The sequence below is a fragment of the Pseudomonas sp. SWRI50 genome (genome assembly GCF_014269095.1).
GTDB lineage: Bacteria > Pseudomonadota > Gammaproteobacteria > Pseudomonadales > Pseudomonadaceae > Aquipseudomonas > Aquipseudomonas kermanshahensis.
In genome coordinates this window covers 184,047-202,896 of the sequence record NZ_JABWRW010000003.1, presented here as the reverse complement: position 1 = coordinate 202,896, position 18,850 = coordinate 184,047, and the positions used below count along the sequence as shown (strand labels likewise).

The window sequence follows — 18,850 nt, the reverse complement described above, 5'->3', positions numbered from 1 at the left end:
TTCGCGGGGCAAGCCCGCTCCCACAGCGATGTCACCCCATTCGAGGGCAGTGGAGATCCTATGGGAGCGGGCTTGCCCCGCGAAGAGGCCGGCACAGACAAAAGAGGACGTCATGCCTGATCGTGCACCGCTGGACCCCGTCACCGCCCGCTGGATCCCCTGGGTCGTGGCCATCGCTTTCTTCATGCAGTCCCTGGACGGCACCATTCTCAACACCGCGCTGCCGGCCATGGCGCGCTCGCTGGAAGAGGACCCGCTGCGCATGCAAGGCGTGATCATCGCCTACATGCTCACCGTAGCCTTGCTGATCCCCGCCTCCGGCTGGCTCGCCGACCGCTTCGGTACCAAGCACATCTTCTTCAGCGCGATCCTGTTGTTCAGCTTCGGCTCACTGCTATGCGCCGCCGCCGACAGCCTCGGTTTTCTGATCATGGCCCGAGTCGTTCAAGGCCTGGGCGGCGCATTAATGCTGCCGGTCGGCCGGCTGGTGGTACTGCGCGCCTACCCCCGCACCGAGCTGGTGCGGATCATGAGCTTCATCACCATCCCCGGCCTGCTCGGCCCCCTGCTCGGCCCAACGGTCGGTGGCTGGCTGGTGGAAATCCTCAGCTGGCACTGGATCTTCCTGCTCAACCTGCCGGTCGGTGCCATCGGCTGTTATGCCGTGTGGAAGTTCATCCCTGACCTGCGCGGCGCAGAGCGCACCAGCTTCGATGGCCCGGGCTTCCTCTTGTTCGGCGCGGCGATGGTGCTGATCACCATCGCCATGGAAGGCTTGGGCGAGTTGCACTTGCCGCACTTGCGGGTGATGTTGCTGCTGTTCGCTGGCATGGCCTGCCTGGCCGCCTACTGGCTGCGGGCCGGGCGCGATCCCGAGCCGCTGTTCTCGCCCAGCCTGTTCCGCGTGCGCACCTTTGCCATCGGCATCCTCGGCAACCTGTTCGCGCGCCTGGGCAGCGGCGCCCTGCCCTTCCTCGTGCCCCTGCTGCTGCAGGTGGCACTGGGCTATTCGCCAGCCCAGGCAGGCATGAGCATGATCCCGCTGGCTGCAGCGGCGATGCTGGCCAAGTCCATCGCCCGGCCGCTGATCGAGCGCTTCGGCTACCGCATCATCCTCACCGGCAATACCCTGCTGCTGGGCCTGCTGCTGGCCAGCCTCGGCCTGGTCGACGAGCAGACGCCCTACGCCGTGCTGCTGATACAACTGGGCCTGCTCGGTGCCGTGAACTCCATGCAGTTCACGGCCATGAACACGGTAACCCTGATCGACCTCGACGATGCCAGCGCCAGCAGCGGCAACAGCCTGCTGTCGGTGGTCGCGCAACTGGCGCTGAGCCTGGGTGTGGCCTGCGCGGGTGCATTGCTGGGCGGCTTCACGGCGGCCGGCAGCGCCGAGGGGGTGGAAAGCACCTTGGGCGCCTTCCAGCTGACCTTCGTGACCATCGGCATCATGGCCATGCTGGCCGCAGCCATCTTCCTGCAACTGGCGCCGACAGACGGAAGGCGTGCCCGTCGTCCGGAACAACACATGGAGTCGTAGGGCGAATGGCCATGAGGCTGGTAGACTGTGCGGCATTTTTCGCTTCGCCACACAGGCCCGCCTCGTGACCACCGAATCCACCGCCTTTGCCACCCTGCCGCTGTCCGCCGCCATGCTGGCCAACCTGGACGCCCTCGGCTATACCTCGATGACGCCGATCCAGGCACAGAGCCTGCCGGTCATCCTCAAGGGCCAGGACCTGATCGCCCAGGCCAAGACCGGCAGCGGCAAGACCGCTGCGTTCGGCATCGGCCTGCTGAACCCGATCAACCCGCGCTACTTCGGTTGCCAGGCGCTGGTCCTGTGCCCGACCCGCGAGCTCGCCGACCAGGTCGCCAAAGAGTTGCGCCGGCTGGCGCGCGCCGAAGACAACATCAAGATCCTGACCCTCTGCGGCGGCGTTTCGCTCGGCCCGCAGATCGCGTCGCTGGAGCACGGTGCGCACATCATCGTCGGCACCCCGGGGCGCATCCAGCAGCACCTGGATAAAGGCACCCTGGTACTCGACGGGCTCAACACGCTGATCCTCGACGAAGCCGACCGCATGCTCGACATGGGCTTTTTCGACGCCATCGCCAGCATCATCGGCAAGACTCCGGCCCGCCGCCAGACCCTGCTGTTCTCGGCCACCTACCCGTCCGGCATCAAGCAGCTTGCCGCAGACTTCATGCGCAACCCGCAGCAGGTCAAGGTCGAAAGCCTGCACACCGACAACCAGATCGAACAGCGCTTCATCGAAATCGACGCGCAACAGCGCCTCGAAGCGGTGACCCGCGTGCTCGGCCACTATCGCCCGCAATCGTGCGTGGCGTTCTGCTTCACCAAGCAGCAGTGCGAAGACGTGGTCGCCCACCTCACGGCCAAAGGCATCGTCGCCCAGGCCCTGCACGGTGACCTCGAACAGCGCGACCGCGACCAAGTGCTGGCCATGTTCGCCAACCGCAGCAGCTCGGTGCTGGTGGCGACCGACGTGGCCGCGCGCGGCCTGGACATCGACGGCCTGGACATGGTGCTCAACGTCGAGCTGGCGCGTGACGCCGAGATCCACGTGCACCGTGTCGGCCGTACCGGCCGTGCCGGTGAGAAGGGCGTTGCGGTCAGCCTGGTGGCCCCGGCCGAAGGCCACCGCGCCCAGGCCATCGAAGCGCTGCAGAAGAGCCCGCTGCGCTGGGACCAGCTGGACAGCCTGAAAAATAAAGGCGGCGAGCCGCTGCTGCCGGTGATGAGCACCTTGTGCATCGCTGCCGGGCGCAAGGACAAACTGCGCCCGGGTGACATCCTCGGCGCATTGACCGGCGATGCCGGCATCCCGGGCAAGCAGGTGGGCAAGATCGCCATCTTCGATTTCCAGGCCTTCGTGGCAGTGGAACGGGCACTGGCCAAGCAGGCGATGCAGCGCCTGAACAGCGGCAAGATCAAAGGCCGGGCCCTGAAAGTCCGCATCATTTAAAAAACTATTGGGGCCGCTTTGCGGCCCTTTCGCGACACAAGGTCGCTCCTACACGGGTTACGCGATCCCCTGTAGGAGCGGCCTTGTGTCGCGAAAGGGCTGCAAGGCAGCCCCAGCAATCTTCAAGAGGTAACCCGTGCACACCACCGACGTGATCATCCTCGGCGCCGGCGCCGCCGGCCTGATGTGCGCCCAGCTCAGCGCCCGCCGTGGCCGCCGGGTACTGCTGCTGGACCACGCCAACAAGCCAGGCAAGAAAATCCTCATGTCCGGCGGCGGGCGCTGCAACTTCACCAACATGTACACCGAGCCTGCCAACTTCCTTTCGCACAACGCGCACTTCTGCAAGTCGGCGCTGGCCCGCTACACCCAGTGGGACTTCATCGAGCTGGTGGCCAAGCATGGCGTGCCGTATCACGAGAAGAAGCTCGGGCAGCTGTTCTGCGACAACAAGGCCAGCGACATCCTCAACATGCTCCTGGCCGAGTGCGACGAGGCCGGTGCCGAGTTGCGCATGGACACCAGCATCTCGCACATCGAGAAAACCGAAAACGGCTACCTGCTGCAAACCAGTGCCGGGCAGTTCGCCTGCCAGTCGCTGGTGATCGCCACCGGCGGCCTGTCGATCCCGACCCTGGGTGCTACCGGTTTCGGCTACCAGGTGGCGCGCCAGTTCGGCCACACCCTGCTGCCGACCCGCGCCGGGCTGGTGCCCTTCACCATCACCGAGCCCCAACTCAAGGCACTGTGCACTGAACTGTCGGGCACCTCGCTGGACTGCACGGCCAGCTGCAACGGCACCAGCTTCCGCGAGAACCTGCTGTTTACCCACCGCGGCCTGAGCGGCCCGGCGATTCTGCAGATCTCCTCGTTCTGGGAGGCCGGCGACACGGTGGAGATCAACCTGCTGCCGGACCGCGATGCACTGACCTGGCTGCAACAGCAGCAGGCCGAGCGCGCCAACGCAGAACTGAAGACGGTGCTTGGCGAGGTGTTCACCCGCAAGCTGGCCAACCTGTTGGCCGAGCAGTGGTTCGAATCCAAGCCGATGAAGCAGTACACCCCGGCAGAACTGGCCCAGATCGCCGAAAAACTGGCAGCCTGGCAGGTGGTACCGGCTGGCACCGAGGGCTATCGCACCGCCGAAGTGACGCTGGGCGGCGTGGACACCCGCGAGGTGTCGTCCAAGACCATGGAGTCGCTCAAAGCCCCGGGGCTGTACTTCATTGGCGAGGTGCTGGATGTCACCGGCCACCTGGGCGGTTTCAATTTCCAGTGGGCATGGGCATCGGCTAACGCTGCGGCGCAGTTCGTGTAGAGTAGAATCCATTCAGCAGCACGGAACGCTTCTTGCTGGTCCGTGCGGCACTGTATTCATTCGATCACAGCCCAAGGCCATCATGTCATCGAGCTCGTTCCGTCAGTCACTGCGTCGCCTGTGGGGCCAAGACAAGTTCAGCTACAGCATCAGGGTTACGGTCGCCCTCACCGGCAGCATGGCCTTGTGTTGGTACCAGGATGAAATGGCCCTGCTGATCCCCTTGTTCCTGGGCATCATCGCCAGTGCCCTGGCCGAAACCGACGACAGCTGGCAAGGCCGGCTCAGCGCGCTGGCGGTAACCCTGGTGTGTTTTGCCATCGCCGCGCTGTCAGTCGAGTTACTGTTCCCCTACCCCTGGATCTTCGCCGGCGCCCTGGCCCTGGCGGCCTTCGGCCTGACCATGCTCGGTGCACTGGGCGAGCGCTATGGTGCGATCGCTTCAGCCACGCTGATTTTGTCGGTGTACACCATGATCGGCGTGGACCAACGCGGCGGCCAGGTGAATGACTTCTGGCACGAGCCAATGCTGCTGGTGGCGGGCGCAGCCTGGTACGGCCTGCTGTCGGTGCTGTGGCAAGCGTTGTTCTCCAATCAGCCGGTGCAGCAAAGCCTGGCCAAACTGTTTTTCGAGCTGGGGCGCTACCTCAAGCTGAAGGCCAACCTGTTTGAACCCATCCGCAACCTCGACCTGGAGGCCCGCCGCCTGGAGTTGGCCCAGCAGAACGGCAAGGTGGTCGCGGCGCTCAACGCTGCCAAGGAAATCATCCTGCACCGGGTCGGCAACAGCCAGCCAAATTCCAAGGTCAGCCGTTACCTGAAACTGTACTTTCTGGCCCAGGATATTCACGAGCGCGTCAGCGCCTCGCATTACCCGTACAACGCCCTGGCCGAAGCGTTCTTCCACAGCGACGTGATGTTCCGCTGCCAGCGCCTGCTGCGCCATCAAGGCTCCGCCTGCCAAGACCTGGCACGCTCGATCCGCTTGCGCCAGCCGTTCGTGCTCGACAGCCGGTTTGCCGACACCCTGGAAGACCTCAACGCCTCTCTGGAGCACTTGCGCAACCAGAACAACCCGGCCTGGCGTAGCCTGCTGCGGTCGTTGCGGGCACTGGCCGCCAACCTTGCCACCCTCGACCGCCTGCTGGGCGCCGCCAGCAACCCGGACAGCCTGGCCGATGCCAGTGACAGCAGCCTGCTCGACCGTTCGCCACGCTCGCTGAAGGATGTGTTGAGCCGCCTGCGCACCCAGCTCACGCCGACCTCGCTGCTGTTCCGCCACGCTCTGCGCTTGTCGCTGGCACTGTCGATCGGCTACGGCATGGTGCATTTGATTCACCCGACCCAGGGCTACTGGATCATCCTCACCACGCTGTTCGTCTGCCAGCCCAACTACGGCGCGACCCGGCGCAAGCTGGTGCAGCGGGTGTTCGGCACGGCCATCGGTTTGACGGTTGGCTGGGCCCTGTTCGACCTGTTCCCCAGCCCGATCATCCAGTCGATGTTCGCTGTGGTCGCCGGGGTGGTGTTCTTCGTCAACCGCACCACCCGGTACACCTTGGCAACCGCAGCGATCACCTTGATGGTGCTGTTCTGCTTCAACCAGATCGGCGACGGCTACGGCCTGTTCCTGCCGCGCCTGTTCGATACCCTGGTGGGCAGCCTGATCGCCATTCTGGCGGTGTTCCTGTTCCTGCCCGACTGGCAAGGCCGGCGCTTGAACAAGGCGCTGGCCAACACCTTGGCCTGCGCCAGCGTGTACCTGCGCCAGATCATGCAGCAGTATGCCCACGGCAAACGCGACGACCTCGCCTACCGCCTGGCCCGCCGCAATGCCCACAACGCCGATGCGGCGCTGTCGACCACGCTGGCCAACATGCTCATGGAACCGGGGCACTTCCGCAAGGAAGCGGACGTTGGCTTCCGTTTCCTGGTGTTGTCGCACACGCTGCTCAGCTACCTCTCCGGGCTTGGCGCGCACCGCGACACCGCCTTGCCGGCGGAGGTGCAAGAGCTGTTGATCGAGGGCGCGGGGCAAAGCCTGGCCAACAGCCTGGATGAAATCGCCAATGGCCTGGCGGCGCGGCTACCGGTGGCGATCCACAGTGATGCCGAAGAAGCGCTGGCCAACGACCTGGAGCAGATGCCAGAAGAGCTGGATGAGCACCAGCGGTTGGTGCAGACCCAGCTGGCACTGATTTGCAGGCAGTTGGGGCCATTGCGCACGCTGGCAGCGCACCTGGTCAAGGAAAGCGCGCCGGCCTAAATGCTATGTGGCCTGTGGCGGCCTCTTCGCGGGTAAACCCGCTCCCACAGGAAATGGGTATCGCTTGTGTGGAAGCGGGTTTACCCGCGAAGAGGCCAGCACGGGCATTAGAGGTCAAAAGCCATGCTGGCGTAACAAGCGCGCATAACTGCCATCAGCTTTCATCGCCGCAATCGCCTGTTCGAACCGTTCGACAATCTGCTGGTGTTGCGGGTGTTTCAGGCTGACCAGAATATGCAGGCTGTTCTGCGCCAGTGGCGGGTCGATCAGTTCCACACCATCACGCACCGCCTGCGGTTCGCGCTGCAGGTTGTAACGGGCCACGTATTCATCTTCTACCGCCAGGTTCACCCGGCCTGCCGCCAACATGCGCACGGCTGACGAGAAATTGCGCACAGGCACTTTGTGCAAGCGGGTGTCGCTGTCGAAATCGGGCGAGTAGGCATAGTCACGCACCACGGCAATGCTGTAGGGGTACAAATCGGCAGCATGCTGATAGTCAAACGCCTCACCCTTGCGCTTGAGCAAGCGGATGCGGTTAGTCAGGTAGGCGTCGGAAAACTGGCCGATGCGCGCACGCGCGTCGTTGCGCCAGGCATTGATCAACACGTCGTAACGCCCTTCGCCGACGCCCATCAAGGCCCGTGCCCAGGGCACTTCTTCGAACGCACTGGTGTATCCGGCCCGGGCCAGCGCCGTGGTGACGATGCTGGTCGCCAAACCGCCGCCGGGCATGCTGGTGTCGGTAAACGGTGGCCAGTTATCCGCCACAAGCCGCAGCTTGCCGTAACCCTGGGCGGGCGAGGCCAGCATCACTGCCAGCAACCCCAGAACACAAAGCAGTGGCCGCATGCTCAAGTCCTTTCGCAATGGAGGGCACACACTGTATAGGCGGTCTGCACCACAACTGCCGCTGAGCGTACACAAAGCTGCGGCCGAAGGCAGCGGACAATAGTGTCATTTTGCCTCTATTTTGGCCGAAGGCTGCATGACACCGCCTGCAGCAATCAGCCACTCGTCGGTAGCCTTGGGATTTGCGATGATCGACGGATCATTCAAGGAGTTCCTGCCCATGTCCATCGACTGGCTTTGCAAGCACCACACTGATCTCGGCAAGGAGCAGCTCTATGCCATCCTGCAGTTGCGCACTGAAGTGTTCGTGGTCGAACAACGCTGCAGCTACCAGGAAGTCGATGGCCAGGACCTGACCGGCGACACCCTGCACCTGATGGCCTGGCAAGACGACAAGCTGGTGGCTTACCTGCGCCTGCTCGACCCGCAATCCCAAGGGGGCGATGTGGTCATCGGCCGCGTGGTCACGTCACCTGCGGCGCGCGGGCTCAAGCTGGGGCATGCGTTGCTGCTCAAAGGGCTGGAGGCGGCCGAGCATTGCTGGCCGGGTACGCCGGTGTACCTGTCGGCGCAGGCGCATCTGCAAGGTTTTTATGCAGGGCATGGGTTTGAAGCGGTGGGTGAGGAATACCTTGAGGATGACATTCCGCATATTGGTATGCGTAAAGGCTGAAAAAGCCAGGGGGCACTTTGCCCCCCGCATCACGGATACCCCAACACTTCGCGGATCTGGCGCAAATGCCGAATGATCCACTGCTTGTCGATCGCGCCCCAGTCATGAATGCGATAATGCCCGGCATGATTGCGCGCGCCTTCCTGCTGCTCGAACTCACAGACGATGTCCAGGTCGGCCAGGGCGGCGATGGTGTCCTGGGCCGTGCGGCGTGGCATGCCGGTGGCCTCCATCAGCGCCGGCACGCTGGTCGCGGTCTGGCTGTCGATCAGCCAGGCCACGTACAGGCGGCGGTAGAAGCTGCTCTTGGTCTTGCTCACTTCCATGCTGCATGGTCCTTAACAGTTGCCCGGCAGCTCCCGATAGGTCAGGTAGACGCGCAGGTCGAATTCAAGTTGATGGTAGTCCGGCTCCATGTGCTGACAGAGCTGGTAAAACGCCTTGTTATGGTCGCGCTCACGCAGGTGCGCCAACTCGTGCACCACGATCATGCGCAAAAACTGCGGCGCGGCCTCCTTGAACAAAGCGGCGATGCGGATTTCCTTCTTCGCCTTGAGATTGCCACCCTGCACCCGGGATACCGCCGTGTTCAGCCCCAACGCTCGGTGGGTCAGGTCCAGGCGGTTGTCGAACAGCACCTTGTCCAGGTTGGGCGCACTGCGCAGGTACTGCTGCCGCAACGCCTGGGCATAACCGTACAGCGCCTTGTCGCTCTGCACGTCATGGCGGTCGGGGTAACGACGCTGCAGGTACTCGCCCAGGCGGTCGCTGTCGATCATCTGCCGCACCTGCTCTTGCAGGTGCGGCGGGTAGGCTTGCAGGTAACGTAATACGGTCATGGCAGTGCATTCGGCGTGACGAAGGGCGATTCTAGCCAATCATGGCCGAGGCCAGGAGAAAATCGCCGGGAAGCCGCTGGCATCCGCTGCGGTCATGGGGTGCGCCACCAGAAAACCCTGCACGTAGGCGCAACCGTTTGCCTTCAGCCACGCAGCCTGGGCCGGGGTTTCCACACCTTCGGCGATCACTGTGATGCGGTAGTCGGCGCACAGGCTCACCACGCTGCGCACCAGCGCGGCGTCCACGGCTGAGTCCGGCAGGCGTGCCACCAGGTGGCGGTCCAACTTCAGGGTATCGATCGGTAAATCCCGCAGCATGCGCAACGAGCAGTCACCTGCGCCAAAATCATCCAGCGCCACCCGCACGCCCAGCTCACGCAGGCGGTGTATCTGCTTCACCGCCGCGTCGATGTTGTACATCAGCGACGTCTCCGCGACCTCGACTTCAAGCTGCGCGGGGTCAAGTTGATAGTCCAGGATCACCCGCTGCAGCTCCTCGACCAGGCCAGGCATGACGAACTGGGCACGGCTCAGGCTGATACCCAGCACCAGATCGCGAGGGAAAAGATCGCACCAGGCCTGGCGCTGCGCTGCCCCCTGACGGTAGATCCAGCTGGCCAGGCGGTTGATCAGCCGGGCCTCTTCCAGCAGGGGTATGAACAGCCCCGGCGGCACATCGCCAACGCTGGGGTGCTGCCAGCGCAACAACGCCTCGAAACCGCGCAAGTGGCCATCGGCGAAGCCCACCTGGGGTTGATACACCAGGCTAAAGTCCTGCTGTTCGATCGCTGCCCGTACACCGTCTTCAAGCATTAACCGTGAACGTGCGCGGCCATTGAGCTCGTGGTCATAGAAGCGGTATTGCTGGCGGCCAGCCTGCTTGGCCGCGTACATCGCCGCATCGGCTGCGCGCAGCAGGCCCTCGACGGTGGCGCCGCAGTCGGGGTAGGTGGCAATGCCGATGCTGACCCCAAGGCACACATCCAGCCCTTCCACCTGCTGGCTGATGGCGATGCGCTCAAGCAAGCGCTCGGCGTAACGCCCGGCCTGCTCGGGGTAAGGCAAGCTATCGAACAACGCCGTGAACTCATCACCGCCCATCCGTGCCAGCAGTGCTTCGCTGCCCAGGCAGTCCTTGATTTGCTCGGCGACCCAGCGCAGCACGCGATCACCCGCTTCATGGCCCAACGAGTCGTTGATCCGCTTGAAGCCATCCAGGTCCATGTACATCAGCGCCTGCGCCTTGTCCGAGCGCTCGTTGCGCAGCAGCACGCCCTCGGCGGCCTGGTAGAAACCGCGGCGGTTGAGCAGGCCGGTCAGCGGGTCGGTTACCGCTTGGTATTCGAGCTGTTGGTGGAGGTTGCGCACCACCGACATGTCCAGCACCGTCACCACCATCGCCTGCTGATCGGCCGGCAAGGGGGCACACGACAGCGCGACCGGTACCAGCTCGCCACCCAGGGTGCGTAACTGGGCATCGTGCACGCGGAAGATCTGCCGCCCCAAGTAGGCCTGGTAGAAATCCGACTCGCTCCACAGGTTGGCGTTGGCCATTTGCACCAGGTCAAGCAACTGGGCGCCCTGCAACTGCTCCACTGGTGCTGCCAGCAAGCGTGAAATGGCTGGGTTGGCGAAACTGATGGTGCCGGCGGCATTCACCACCAGAATCCCTTCGGCGGCGTTTTCCAGAATCGAAGCGTTGAACGCCCTGGCTGTTTCCAGCTCGCGGGTCAGTTGCTGCAACATGCGCCGGTTGCGTTGCTGATCGAGCAGGGCCTGGACCTTGGGCTTGAGAATCTGCGGGTCGAACGGCTTGAACATGTAGTCCACCGCGCCACTGGCGTACCCCTTCAGCACAGCGGCCTCGGACTGTTCGTTAGCGGTAAGGAAGATGATCGGGGTCAGCCGCGTGCGCTGGCTGCCGCGCATCAGCCGGGCGACTTCGAAACCGTCCATTTCCGGCATGTGTACATCCAGCAAGACCAGGTCGACGTCATGTTCGAGCAAAGCACTCAGGGCTTCCACCCCCGAACTTGCGGTCAATACTTGCCAATCCTGCCGGGCCAGCAAGGCCCGCATACTGATGAGGTTCTCGGGGTAATCATCTACCACCAGTAGAACCGAGCTGCCACCATCCCGTGGCTGTGGTTGAAGGTGAGCGCCATCCATGCTGCTTCTCTATTGTGTGACCGACTTCAAATCACGATTGGATCCGATAAGTACTCTAGACCCGGGCCTGTAACTCGCAATGCAATCAGAACGCTATCAGTGCATAAACTGTACGGTAGCCGACTAACGGTTGCTCTGCCGTGAATACGGGTTATCGCAGGCATAAAAAAACCCGCATCTCTGCGGGTTTTTCAGTACTACCAGCGAATCAATTGACCTTGGCGGCCAATTCACCTTTCAGGTAACGCTGGAACATGCCTTCCAAGGAGATCGGCTTGATCTTGGAGGCATTGCCGGCGGTGCCGAACGCTTCGTAACGGGCGATGCACACGTCACGCATGGCTTTGACGGTTTCACCGAAGAACTTGCGCGGGTCGAACTCGCTTGGGTTCTGGGCCATCAGGCGACGCATGGCACCGGTGGAGGCCAGGCGCAGGTCGGTGTCGATGTTGACCTTGCGCACGCCGTGCTTGATGCCTTCGACGATTTCTTCAACCGGCACGCCGTAGGTTTCTTTGATGTCGCCGCCGTACTGGTTGATGATCGCCAGCCACTCTTGCGGTACCGAAGAGGAACCGTGCATCACCAGGTGGGTGTTAGGGATGCGCTTGTGGATTTCCTTGATGCGGTCGATCGCCAGCACGTCACCGGTCGGTGGCTTGGTGAACTTGTAGGCGCCGTGGCTGGTGCCGATGGCGATGGCCAGGGCGTCGACCTGGGTCTTCTTGACGAAGTCGGCGGCTTCTTCAGGGTCGGTCAGCATCTGGCTGTGATCCAGCACGCCTTCAGCGCCAATACCGTCTTCTTCACCGGCCATGCCGGTTTCCAGCGAACCCAGGCAGCCCAGCTCGCCTTCTACCGAAACGCCGCAGGCGTGCGCCATGGCAACGGTCTGCTGAGTAACGCGGACGTTGTACTCGTAGTCGGTTGGGGTTTTGCCGTCTTCACCCAGCGAGCCGTCCATCATGACCGAGCTGAAGCCCAGCTGGATCGAGCGCTGGCACACGTCAGGGCTGGTGCCGTGGTCCTGGTGCATGCACACCGGGATGTGCGGAAACTCTTCGATCGCGGCCAGGATCAGGTGGCGCAGGAAGGGCGCACCGGCGTATTTACGGGCACCTGCCGAAGCCTGCACGATGACCGGAGAGTCGGTCTTGTCGGCGGCTTCCATGATTGCGCGCATTTGCTCGAGGTTGTTGACGTTGAAAGCTGGAACGCCGTAACCGAACTCGGCGGCGTGGTCCAGCATCTGGCGCATGCTAATGAGTGCCATTGTGTATCTCTCTCCCGACAAGCGTCGTTTGTTTCGTGCAAGCCTGCCGCAGGGGCGGTTGCTGTTCAAGTAGTGTGGGCCACCTGGGCGGCCCGGCCAGTCACGGTGCCTTGCAGCCCCGCCCTATCAGATCGTTGGTTGCCACCCAGTACACCAGGCCTTCTTCGCCTTTGGTGTGGAAGGCCAGCACGCCATCGCTGTACATCGCGCCCGACGCGCTCGGCTCGGATTTGAGCCGGTAGACCTGGTCGCCGCCGCCAAGGCGTACGTCGACCGAATCTTGTTGTGCATCCGCGAAGCGCCACAGCACTTCGGTCTGGGTGTCACAGACCCAACGGGTCCAGTTATCTGCCGGGGCGGGTTGCGCCGGCTGCAGCAGTGAGCATCCTGCCAGTGTCGCCAGGGCCGCTATGGCCATAAGCGCTTTCATCTCATTACTCCGCTAAGGGCTGCTTTGCAGCCCATCGCCGGCAAGCCGGCTCCCACAGGTACCGCACCCCCCTAAGGGCATGTGCAAGGCCTGTGGGAGCTGGCTTGCCGGCGATGGGCCGCACAGCGGCCCCAGTGTTGAAGACCTTCAAACCCAGCTTAGGTGCCCGAGAACCCGATCAAGGGCAACCGGGCGCCTTGTGCTGGTGGTCTTCGTCATACTTTTCCAGGCCATCCGGACCCAGGCGCTTGTTGATGACCGGTACGGTCTCAGCCTGCCACTCAGACTGGTAGCAGCCGCCCTTGGGCGACCGCGACGCGGCTTCATCCGAAGACGGGCTGCTGGAGCACGCGCTCAGCATCCCGGCCAGAATCATCACAGGCAATTGCTTGACCATCAGGTCGCTCCCTTTGCCAAGCGCCAACGTCATCAGGCCTTGGCCCGCTCTTCCAGGATTGCCACAGCCGGCAGGACCTTGCCCTCGACGAACTCGAGGAACGCGCCACCACCGGTAGAAATGTAGGAGATATCGGCGCCAACGCCATATTTGTCGATCGCCGCCAGGGTGTCACCACCGCCCGCGATGGAGAACGCGGCGCTTTCGGCGATGGCTTTGGCCAGCACTTTGGTGCCGTTGCCGAACTGGTCGAACTCGAACACGCCAACTGGGCCATTCCACAGAATGGTCTGCGACGACTTCAGCAGCTCGGCGAAGTTGGCAGCGGTTTGCGGGCCGATGTCCAGGATCATGTCGTCAGCGGCAACGTCGGCAATGGCCTTGACGGTCGCTTCGGCGCTTTCGGCGAATTCCTTGGCAACCACCACGTCGACCGGCAGCGGTACGTTGACCTTGGCAGCGATGGCCTTGGCGGTGTCGACCAGGTCAGGCTCGTACAGCGACTTGCCGACGGGGTGGCCAGCAGCCGCCAGGAAGGTGTTGGCGATGCCACCACCGACGATCAGCAGGTCGCAAACGGTGCTCAGGCTGTTCAGCACGTCGAGTTTGGTCGACACCTTGGAGCCAGCGACGATGGCCGCCATTGGCTTGGCCGGGGCTTTCAGCGCCTTGCCCAGGGCATCCAGCTCGGCGGCCAGCAGTGGGCCGGCAGCGGCGACTTTGGCGAACTTGGCCACGCCATGGGTCGAACCTTCGGCGCGGTGGGCAGTGCCGAACGCGTCCATCACGAACACGTCGCACAGGGCAGCGTATTTCTGCGCCAGCTCGTCGGCGTTCTTTTTCTCGCCCTTGTTGAAGCGCACGTTCTCGAACAGCACCAGGTCACCGGCCTTGACCTCGACACCTTCCAGGTAGTCGGCGATCAGCGGCACGTCACGGCCCAGGGCTTTGCTCAAGTAGTCGGCGACCGGCTTGAGGCTGTTCTCGGCAGAGAATTCACCTTCGGTCGGGCGGCCCAGGTGCGAGCAGACCATTACCGCCGCGCCCTTTTCCAGGGCCAGCTTGATGGTCGGCAGCGCTGCCAGGATACGCGCGTCGCTGGCTACCACACCGTCCTTCACAGGCACGTTGAGGTCTTCGCGGATCAGTACGCGTTTACCTTGCAGGTCGAGGTCGGTCATCTTCAACACGGTCATGAATGCAGTCCTTCAGGGCTGTTTGTTGCGGGTTGGTTGAACGACGTGCAGATAGTGTTCGGCAACGTCGAGCATACGGTTGGCGAACCCCCATTCGTTGTCGAACCAAGCCAGCAGGTTTACCAGGCGGGGGCCGGAAACACGGGTCTGGCTGGCATCGACGATCGCCGAATGCGGGTCGTGGTTGAAATCACAGCTGGCGTGGGGCAGCTCGGTATAGGCCAGCAATCCTTTGAGCGGGCCCTCCAGCGCTGCCTCGCGCAGCACCCGGTTGACCTCGGCGGCGCTGGTGTCGCGGGCGGTCTGCAGCGTGATGTCCAGGCATGAGACGTTGACGGTCGGCACGCGTACCGCTTTGGCCTGAATTCGCCCGGCAAGTTCCGGCAGCAGCCGCTCGATGCCGCGCGCAAGGCCCGTGGACACCGGGATCACCGACTGGAACGCAGAGCGCGTACGGCGCAGGTCTTCGTGGTGATAAGCGTCGATCACCGGCTGGTCGTTCATCGCCGAGTGGATGGTGGTGATCTGCACGTATTCGATGCCGAACGCCTGGTCCAGCACGCGCAACAGCGGCACGCCGCAGTTGGTGGTGCAAGACGCGTTGGACACCAGGCGCTCGTTGCCCGTCAGGCATGCCTGGTTGATGCCGTACACCACCGTGGCGTCCACGTCCGCCTCGCTGGCCATGGGCTGCGAGAACAGCACCCGTGGCGCGCCGGCATCAAGAAAACGCTGGCCATCGGCGCGGGTGTTGTAGGCGCCGGAGCACTCCAGCACCAGGTCGATGTCCAGGGCGGCCCAGTCGATGCCTTCCGGGGTGGCGCTGCGCATCACCTTCACGCAGTCGCCGTTAATATGCAGACAGTCGCCGTCGACCCTCACTTCCCCAGGGAAACGCCCGTGGGTGGAGTCGAAGCGTGTCAGGTACTCGAGGCTGGCCTGATCGGCCAGGTCGTTCAACGCAACAATCTCGAAACCGGCCTTCGCCCCCCGCTCGAACAACGCGCGCAGGACACAGCGGCCGATGCGGCCATAACCGTTGAGTGCAACTTTGTAGGGACGCGGGTGGGGCATAGGTGGCTCTTGAAATCCGTCGGTTGAAAGGGGCCGCCATACGGCCCATTCGCGGCACAAGGCCGCTCCCACAGGGTACTGCGGCGTATGCAGATCCTGTGGGAGCGGCCTTGTGCCGCGAACGAGGGCCAAAGGCCCTCGCTTTGCCTGTATCAGTCTTCCAGCAGCTCTTCGGCGGTGCCCAGGATATTCTCCAGGGTAAAGCCGAATTCTTCGAACAATGCAGAGGCCGGGGCCGACTCACCGTAGGTGGTCATGCCGATGATACGGCCTTCCAGGCCGACGTACTTGTACCAGAAGTCGGCGTGGGCAGCTTCGATGGCGATGCGCGCACCCACTTCCAGTGGCAGTACAGACTGCTTGTAGGCAGCGTCCTGGGCGTCGAACACGCTGGTGCACGGCATGGAAACCACGCGGACCTTGCGGCCTTGCTCGCTCAGCTTGTCGAAGGCCTGAACCGCCAGGCCCACTTCGGAACCGGTGGCGATCAGGATCAACTCTGGCTCGCCAGCGCAGTCCTTGAGGATGTAACCACCACGGCTGATGTCAGCGATCTGCTGGGCGTTACGGTCCTGATGCTGCAGGTTCTGACGCGAGAAGATCAGCGCCGATGGGCCGTCTTTGCGCTCCAGGGCGTTTTTCCAGGACACGGCCGATTCGACCGCGTCAGCTGGGCGCCAGGTGTCCAGGTTCGGCGTGCTGCGCAGGCTGGTCAGCTGCTCGATCGGCTGGTGAGTCGGGCCGTCTTCGCCCAGGCCGATGGAGTCGTGGGTGTAGACGTGGATCACGCGCTGCTTCATCAGGGCCGACATGCGCACCGCGTTGCGGGCGTATTCCATGAACATCAGGAAGGTCGCGCCGTAAGGCACCAGGCCGCCGTGCAGGGCAACGCCGTTCATGATCGCGGTCATGCCGAACTCGCGTACGCCGTAGTAGACGTAGTTGCCGCTAGCGTCATGGGCGTCGACGCCCTTGCAACCTTTCCACAGGGTCAGGTTGGAACCGGCCAGGTCAGCCGAACCGCCGAGGAACTCAGGCAGCAACGGGCCGAAGGCGTTCAGGGCATTCTGGCTGGCCTTGCGGCTGGCAATGGTCTCGCCTTTGGCAGCGACTTCGTTGATGTAGGCCTGGGCCTTCTCGGAGAAGTCAGCCGGCAGCTCGCCGCTGTCACGGCGCTTGAACTCAGCAGCCAGCTCAGGGTACGCCTTGGCGTAGGCGTCGAAGCGCTGGTTCCACTCGGCTTCAGCTTTGGCACCGGCGGCCTTGGCGTCCCACTCGGCATAGATGTCGGCCGGGATTTCGAACGGGCCGTGGTTCCAGTTCAACTCTTTACGGGCCAGGGCGATTTCGTCGTTGCCCAGCGGTGCGCCGTGGCAGTCTTCCTTGCCCTGCTTGTTCGGCGAACCGAAACCGATGATGGTCTTGCAGCAGATCAGGGTCGGCTGATCGCTTTTGCGTGCAGTCTCGATCGCGGTCTTGATCTCGTCGGCGTCATGGCCGTCGACGTTGCGGATCACCTGCCAGTTGTAGGCTTCGAAACGCTTCGGCGTGTCGTCGGTGAACCAGCCTTCGACTTCGCCGTCGATGGAGATGCCGTTGTCGTCATAGAAGGCAATCAGCTTGCCCAGGCCCAGGGTGCCGGCCAAAGCGGCGACTTCGTGGGAGATACCTTCCATCATGCAGCCGTCGCCGAGGAACACGTAGGTGTTGTGGTCGACGATGTTGTGGCCTTCACGGTTGAACTGTGCGCCCAGGACTTTTTCCGCCAGGGCGAAGCCCACGGCGTTAGCCAGGCCTTGGCCCAGTGGGCCGGTGGTGGTCTCCACACCTGGGGTGTAGCCGTATTCCGGGTGGCCCGGGGTACGGCTGTGCAGCTGGCGGAAGGCCTTGAGGTCGTCGATCGACAGGTCATAGCCGGTCAGGTGCAGCAGCGAGTAGATCAGCATCGAGCCGTGGCCGTTGGACAGCACGAAGCGGTCACGGTCGGCGAAGCTTGGGTTGCTCGGGTTGTGCTTCAGGTAGTCACGCCAAAGCACTTCGGCGATATCCGCCATGCCCATAGGGGCACCTGGGTGGCCGCTGTTAGCCTTTTGCACGGCATCCATGCTGAGGGCACGAATGGCGTTGGCACGTTCACGACGGCTGGGCATCGCTGATCTCCTGGGGCTGAAAGGTTGTGATACGAAAAAAGGCGGCCATTTTCGCCCACTGGGGGGCTGGGGGCAAACATTTAAGCGTCAAGCGGCACGCTTTAAGCGGCAAGGTGCATGCAAGCATGGGCTGGGGCCGCTCTATCCTTGCAGCTCATCGCCAATATCAAAACTTTTTGATATTGGCCTTGCGGGTGCCACGATGCCTGTCTAGACTGCCGCCCCATGAACCTCCGTGCGCAATCGATCCCTCAGCGAAGCGACACCCTGGCCGCCTTGTGCAAAGCCAGTGGCGACGCGCTGCGCCTGAATGTTTTGCGCGCATTGGCCAGCGATTCGTTTGGCGTGCTCGAACTGGCGCAAATCTTCGACATCGGCCAGTCCGGCATGAGCCATCACCTGAAGGTGCTGGCCCAGGCCGAGCTGGTGGCGACCCGGCGCGAGGGCAACGCGATTTTCTACCGCCGCGCCCTGCCCGACAGCCTACGCCTGGGCGGGCGCCTGCACACGGCATTGCTCGAAGAAGTCGACGACCTGACCTTGCCACCTGCGGTGCAGGCGCGCATCGCCCAGGTGCAGCAACGCCGCGCAGCCACCAGCCAGGACTTTTTCCTGCGCGTGGAAGAAAAATTCCGCGCCCAGCAAGACCTGATCGCCGGCCTGCCGCAGTACCGCGAAAGCCTGCTGGCGCTGCTCGACAAGCTGAACTTCGCGCCCACCGCCAGCGCGCTGGAAGTAGGCCCCGGCGACGGCGGCTTCCTGCCGGACCTGGCACGGCGCTTCGCCACGGTGACCGCCCTGGACAACAGCCCGACCATGCTCGAGCTGGCCCGCCAGGTCTGCCAGCGTGAGCGCCTGGACAACGTGAACCTGCAGTTGGCCGATGCACTGAATGCAACGGATGTGGCAGCCGACTGCGTTGTGCTGAACATGGTGCTGCACCATTTCAGCGACCCGGCCCTGGCCCTGCGCCAGCTGGCCAAACGGGTGAAAGCGGGCGGCAGCCTGCTGGTCACCGAACTGTGCAGCCATGACCAGGGGTGGGCGCGCGATGCCTGCGGCGACCTCTGGCTGGGCTTCGAACAGGACGACCTGGCCCGTTGGGCCAATAGTGCCGGGCTGGTCCCCGGGGACAGCCTCTATGTGGGCTTGCGCAACGGTTTCCAGATACAGGTCCGCCATTTTCAGCGGGCGACTGGCGACATACACCATCGGTAAATTTT

At 63.3% G+C, this 18,850-nt stretch carries 16 protein-coding genes; 6 read left to right on the top strand and 10 right to left on the bottom strand.

The window, feature by feature from the left end; all coding sequences use genetic code 11:
- Window positions 1–112: 112 nt before the first annotated feature.
- From mdtD to yccS, 4 genes are all read left to right on the top strand, one after another.
- Window positions 113–1,540, top strand: a complete 1,428-nt coding sequence (mdtD, locus tag HU750_RS04735) for a multidrug transporter subunit MdtD (protein WP_099455526.1) — start codon at window positions 113–115, stop codon at window positions 1,538–1,540.
- A gap of 112 nt (window positions 1,541–1,652) precedes the next feature.
- Complete coding sequence (dbpA, locus tag HU750_RS04730; protein ID WP_238348880.1) at window positions 1,653–2,990, top strand: ATP-dependent RNA helicase DbpA; 1,338 nt, start codon at window positions 1,653–1,655, stop codon at window positions 2,988–2,990.
- Window positions 2,991–3,126: 136 nt separating this feature from the next.
- Window positions 3,127–4,308, top strand: a complete 1,182-nt coding sequence (locus HU750_RS04725; protein ID WP_099455527.1) for a BaiN/RdsA family NAD(P)/FAD-dependent oxidoreductase — start codon at window positions 3,127–3,129, stop codon at window positions 4,306–4,308.
- Between the two features lie 82 nt (window positions 4,309–4,390).
- On the top strand, window positions 4,391–6,574 hold the full coding sequence (gene yccS, locus HU750_RS04720; RefSeq protein ID WP_099455528.1) for a YccS family putative transporter: 2,184 nt from the start codon (window positions 4,391–4,393) through the stop codon (window positions 6,572–6,574).
- Window positions 6,575–6,688: 114 nt separating this feature from the next.
- Here the strand turns inward: yccS and HU750_RS04715 are convergent, their stop codons facing one another.
- The gene (locus HU750_RS04715; RefSeq protein ID WP_186677294.1) at window positions 6,689–7,426 is read right to left on the bottom strand and encodes a substrate-binding periplasmic protein; all 738 of its coding nucleotides are present in this window, start codon (window positions 7,424–7,426) and stop codon (window positions 6,689–6,691) included.
- Window positions 7,427–7,646: 220 nt separating this feature from the next.
- Between HU750_RS04715 and HU750_RS04710 the strand changes: the two genes are divergently transcribed.
- On the top strand, window positions 7,647–8,099 hold the full coding sequence (locus tag HU750_RS04710) for a GNAT family N-acetyltransferase (protein WP_186677292.1): 453 nt from the start codon (window positions 7,647–7,649) through the stop codon (window positions 8,097–8,099).
- A 29-nt stretch (window positions 8,100–8,128) separates the two neighbouring features.
- On the opposite strand, the gene HU750_RS04705 is transcribed toward HU750_RS04710, so the two are convergent.
- The 9 genes from HU750_RS04705 to tkt form a co-directional block, all read right to left on the bottom strand.
- Window positions 8,129–8,425, bottom strand: a complete 297-nt coding sequence (locus HU750_RS04705; protein WP_003249396.1) for a winged helix-turn-helix domain-containing protein — start codon at window positions 8,423–8,425, stop codon at window positions 8,129–8,131.
- A gap of 12 nt (window positions 8,426–8,437) precedes the next feature.
- Window positions 8,438–8,938: a M48 metallopeptidase family protein gene (locus HU750_RS04700; RefSeq protein WP_186677289.1), complete on the bottom strand. Its 501-nt coding sequence runs from the start codon at window positions 8,936–8,938 to the stop codon at window positions 8,438–8,440.
- Window positions 8,939–8,977: 39 nt separating this feature from the next.
- A complete protein-coding gene (locus tag HU750_RS04695; protein ID WP_186677286.1) occupies window positions 8,978–11,107 on the bottom strand; it encodes a putative bifunctional diguanylate cyclase/phosphodiesterase in 2,130 nt (709 codons plus the stop codon).
- Window positions 11,108–11,315: 208 nt separating this feature from the next.
- Complete coding sequence (fba, locus tag HU750_RS04690) at window positions 11,316–12,380, bottom strand: class II fructose-bisphosphate aldolase (protein ID WP_008093958.1); 1,065 nt, start codon at window positions 12,378–12,380, stop codon at window positions 11,316–11,318.
- Between the two features lie 100 nt (window positions 12,381–12,480).
- Entirely contained in the window at window positions 12,481–12,810 is a 330-nt protein-coding gene (locus HU750_RS04685; protein ID WP_027592466.1) for an MliC family protein, read from the bottom strand.
- Between the two features lie 178 nt (window positions 12,811–12,988).
- On the bottom strand, window positions 12,989–13,240 hold the full coding sequence (locus HU750_RS04680; RefSeq protein ID WP_099430618.1) for a hypothetical protein: 252 nt from the start codon (window positions 13,238–13,240) through the stop codon (window positions 12,989–12,991).
- On the bottom strand, window positions 13,240–14,403 hold the full coding sequence (locus HU750_RS04675) for a phosphoglycerate kinase (protein WP_027592464.1): 1,164 nt from the start codon (window positions 14,401–14,403) through the stop codon (window positions 13,240–13,242). The genes HU750_RS04680 and HU750_RS04675 overlap by 1 nt, the downstream gene beginning before the upstream one ends.
- Before the next feature lie 12 nt (window positions 14,404–14,415).
- Window positions 14,416–15,477 (bottom strand): erythrose-4-phosphate dehydrogenase, encoded by a 1,062-nt coding sequence (epd, locus tag HU750_RS04670; RefSeq protein ID WP_186677283.1) that lies wholly within the window; start codon window positions 15,475–15,477, stop codon window positions 14,416–14,418.
- Between the two features lie 152 nt (window positions 15,478–15,629).
- Window positions 15,630–17,627 (bottom strand): transketolase, encoded by a 1,998-nt coding sequence (tkt, locus tag HU750_RS04665; RefSeq protein WP_186677280.1) that lies wholly within the window; start codon window positions 17,625–17,627, stop codon window positions 15,630–15,632.
- Between the two features lie 225 nt (window positions 17,628–17,852).
- On the opposite strand from tkt, the gene HU750_RS04660 reads away from it, so the two are divergent.
- Window positions 17,853–18,845, top strand: a complete 993-nt coding sequence (locus tag HU750_RS04660) for an ArsR/SmtB family transcription factor (RefSeq protein ID WP_027592461.1) — start codon at window positions 17,853–17,855, stop codon at window positions 18,843–18,845.
- Window positions 18,846–18,850 lie beyond the last annotated feature (5 nt).

What these genes read in the sequence shown, in the direction of transcription:
- mdtD (WP_099455526.1), top strand. Translation starts at nt 113, where the DNA reads ATGCCTGATCGTGCACCGCTGGACCCCGTCACCGCCCGCTGGATCCCC.
- dbpA (WP_238348880.1), top strand. Translation starts at nt 1,653, where the DNA reads ATGCTGGCCAACCTGGACGCCCTCGGCTATACCTCGATGACGCCGATC.
- yccS (WP_099455528.1), top strand. Translation starts at nt 4,391, where the DNA reads ATGTCATCGAGCTCGTTCCGTCAGTCACTGCGTCGCCTGTGGGGCCAA.
- HU750_RS04715 (WP_186677294.1), bottom strand. Translation starts at nt 7,426, where the DNA reads ATGCGGCCACTGCTTTGTGTTCTGGGGTTGCTGGCAGTGATGCTGGCC.
- HU750_RS04710 (WP_186677292.1), top strand. Translation starts at nt 7,647, where the DNA reads ATGTCCATCGACTGGCTTTGCAAGCACCACACTGATCTCGGCAAGGAG.
- HU750_RS04705 (WP_003249396.1), bottom strand. Translation starts at nt 8,425, where the DNA reads ATGGAAGTGAGCAAGACCAAGAGCAGCTTCTACCGCCGCCTGTACGTG.
- HU750_RS04700 (WP_186677289.1), bottom strand. Translation starts at nt 8,938, where the DNA reads ATGACCGTATTACGTTACCTGCAAGCCTACCCGCCGCACCTGCAAGAG.
- HU750_RS04695 (WP_186677286.1), bottom strand. Translation starts at nt 11,107, where the DNA reads ATGGATGGCGCTCACCTTCAACCACAGCCACGGGATGGTGGCAGCTCG.
- fba (WP_008093958.1), bottom strand. Translation starts at nt 12,380, where the DNA reads ATGGCACTCATTAGCATGCGCCAGATGCTGGACCACGCCGCCGAGTTC.
- HU750_RS04685 (WP_027592466.1), bottom strand. Translation starts at nt 12,810, where the DNA reads ATGAAAGCGCTTATGGCCATAGCGGCCCTGGCGACACTGGCAGGATGC.
- HU750_RS04680 (WP_099430618.1), bottom strand. Translation starts at nt 13,240, where the DNA reads ATGACGTTGGCGCTTGGCAAAGGGAGCGACCTGATGGTCAAGCAATTG.
- HU750_RS04675 (WP_027592464.1), bottom strand. Translation starts at nt 14,403, where the DNA reads ATGACCGTGTTGAAGATGACCGACCTCGACCTGCAAGGTAAACGCGTA.
- epd (WP_186677283.1), bottom strand. Translation starts at nt 15,477, where the DNA reads ATGCCCCACCCGCGTCCCTACAAAGTTGCACTCAACGGTTATGGCCGC.
- tkt (WP_186677280.1), bottom strand. Translation starts at nt 17,627, where the DNA reads ATGCCCAGCCGTCGTGAACGTGCCAACGCCATTCGTGCCCTCAGCATG.
- HU750_RS04660 (WP_027592461.1), top strand. Translation starts at nt 17,853, where the DNA reads ATGAACCTCCGTGCGCAATCGATCCCTCAGCGAAGCGACACCCTGGCC.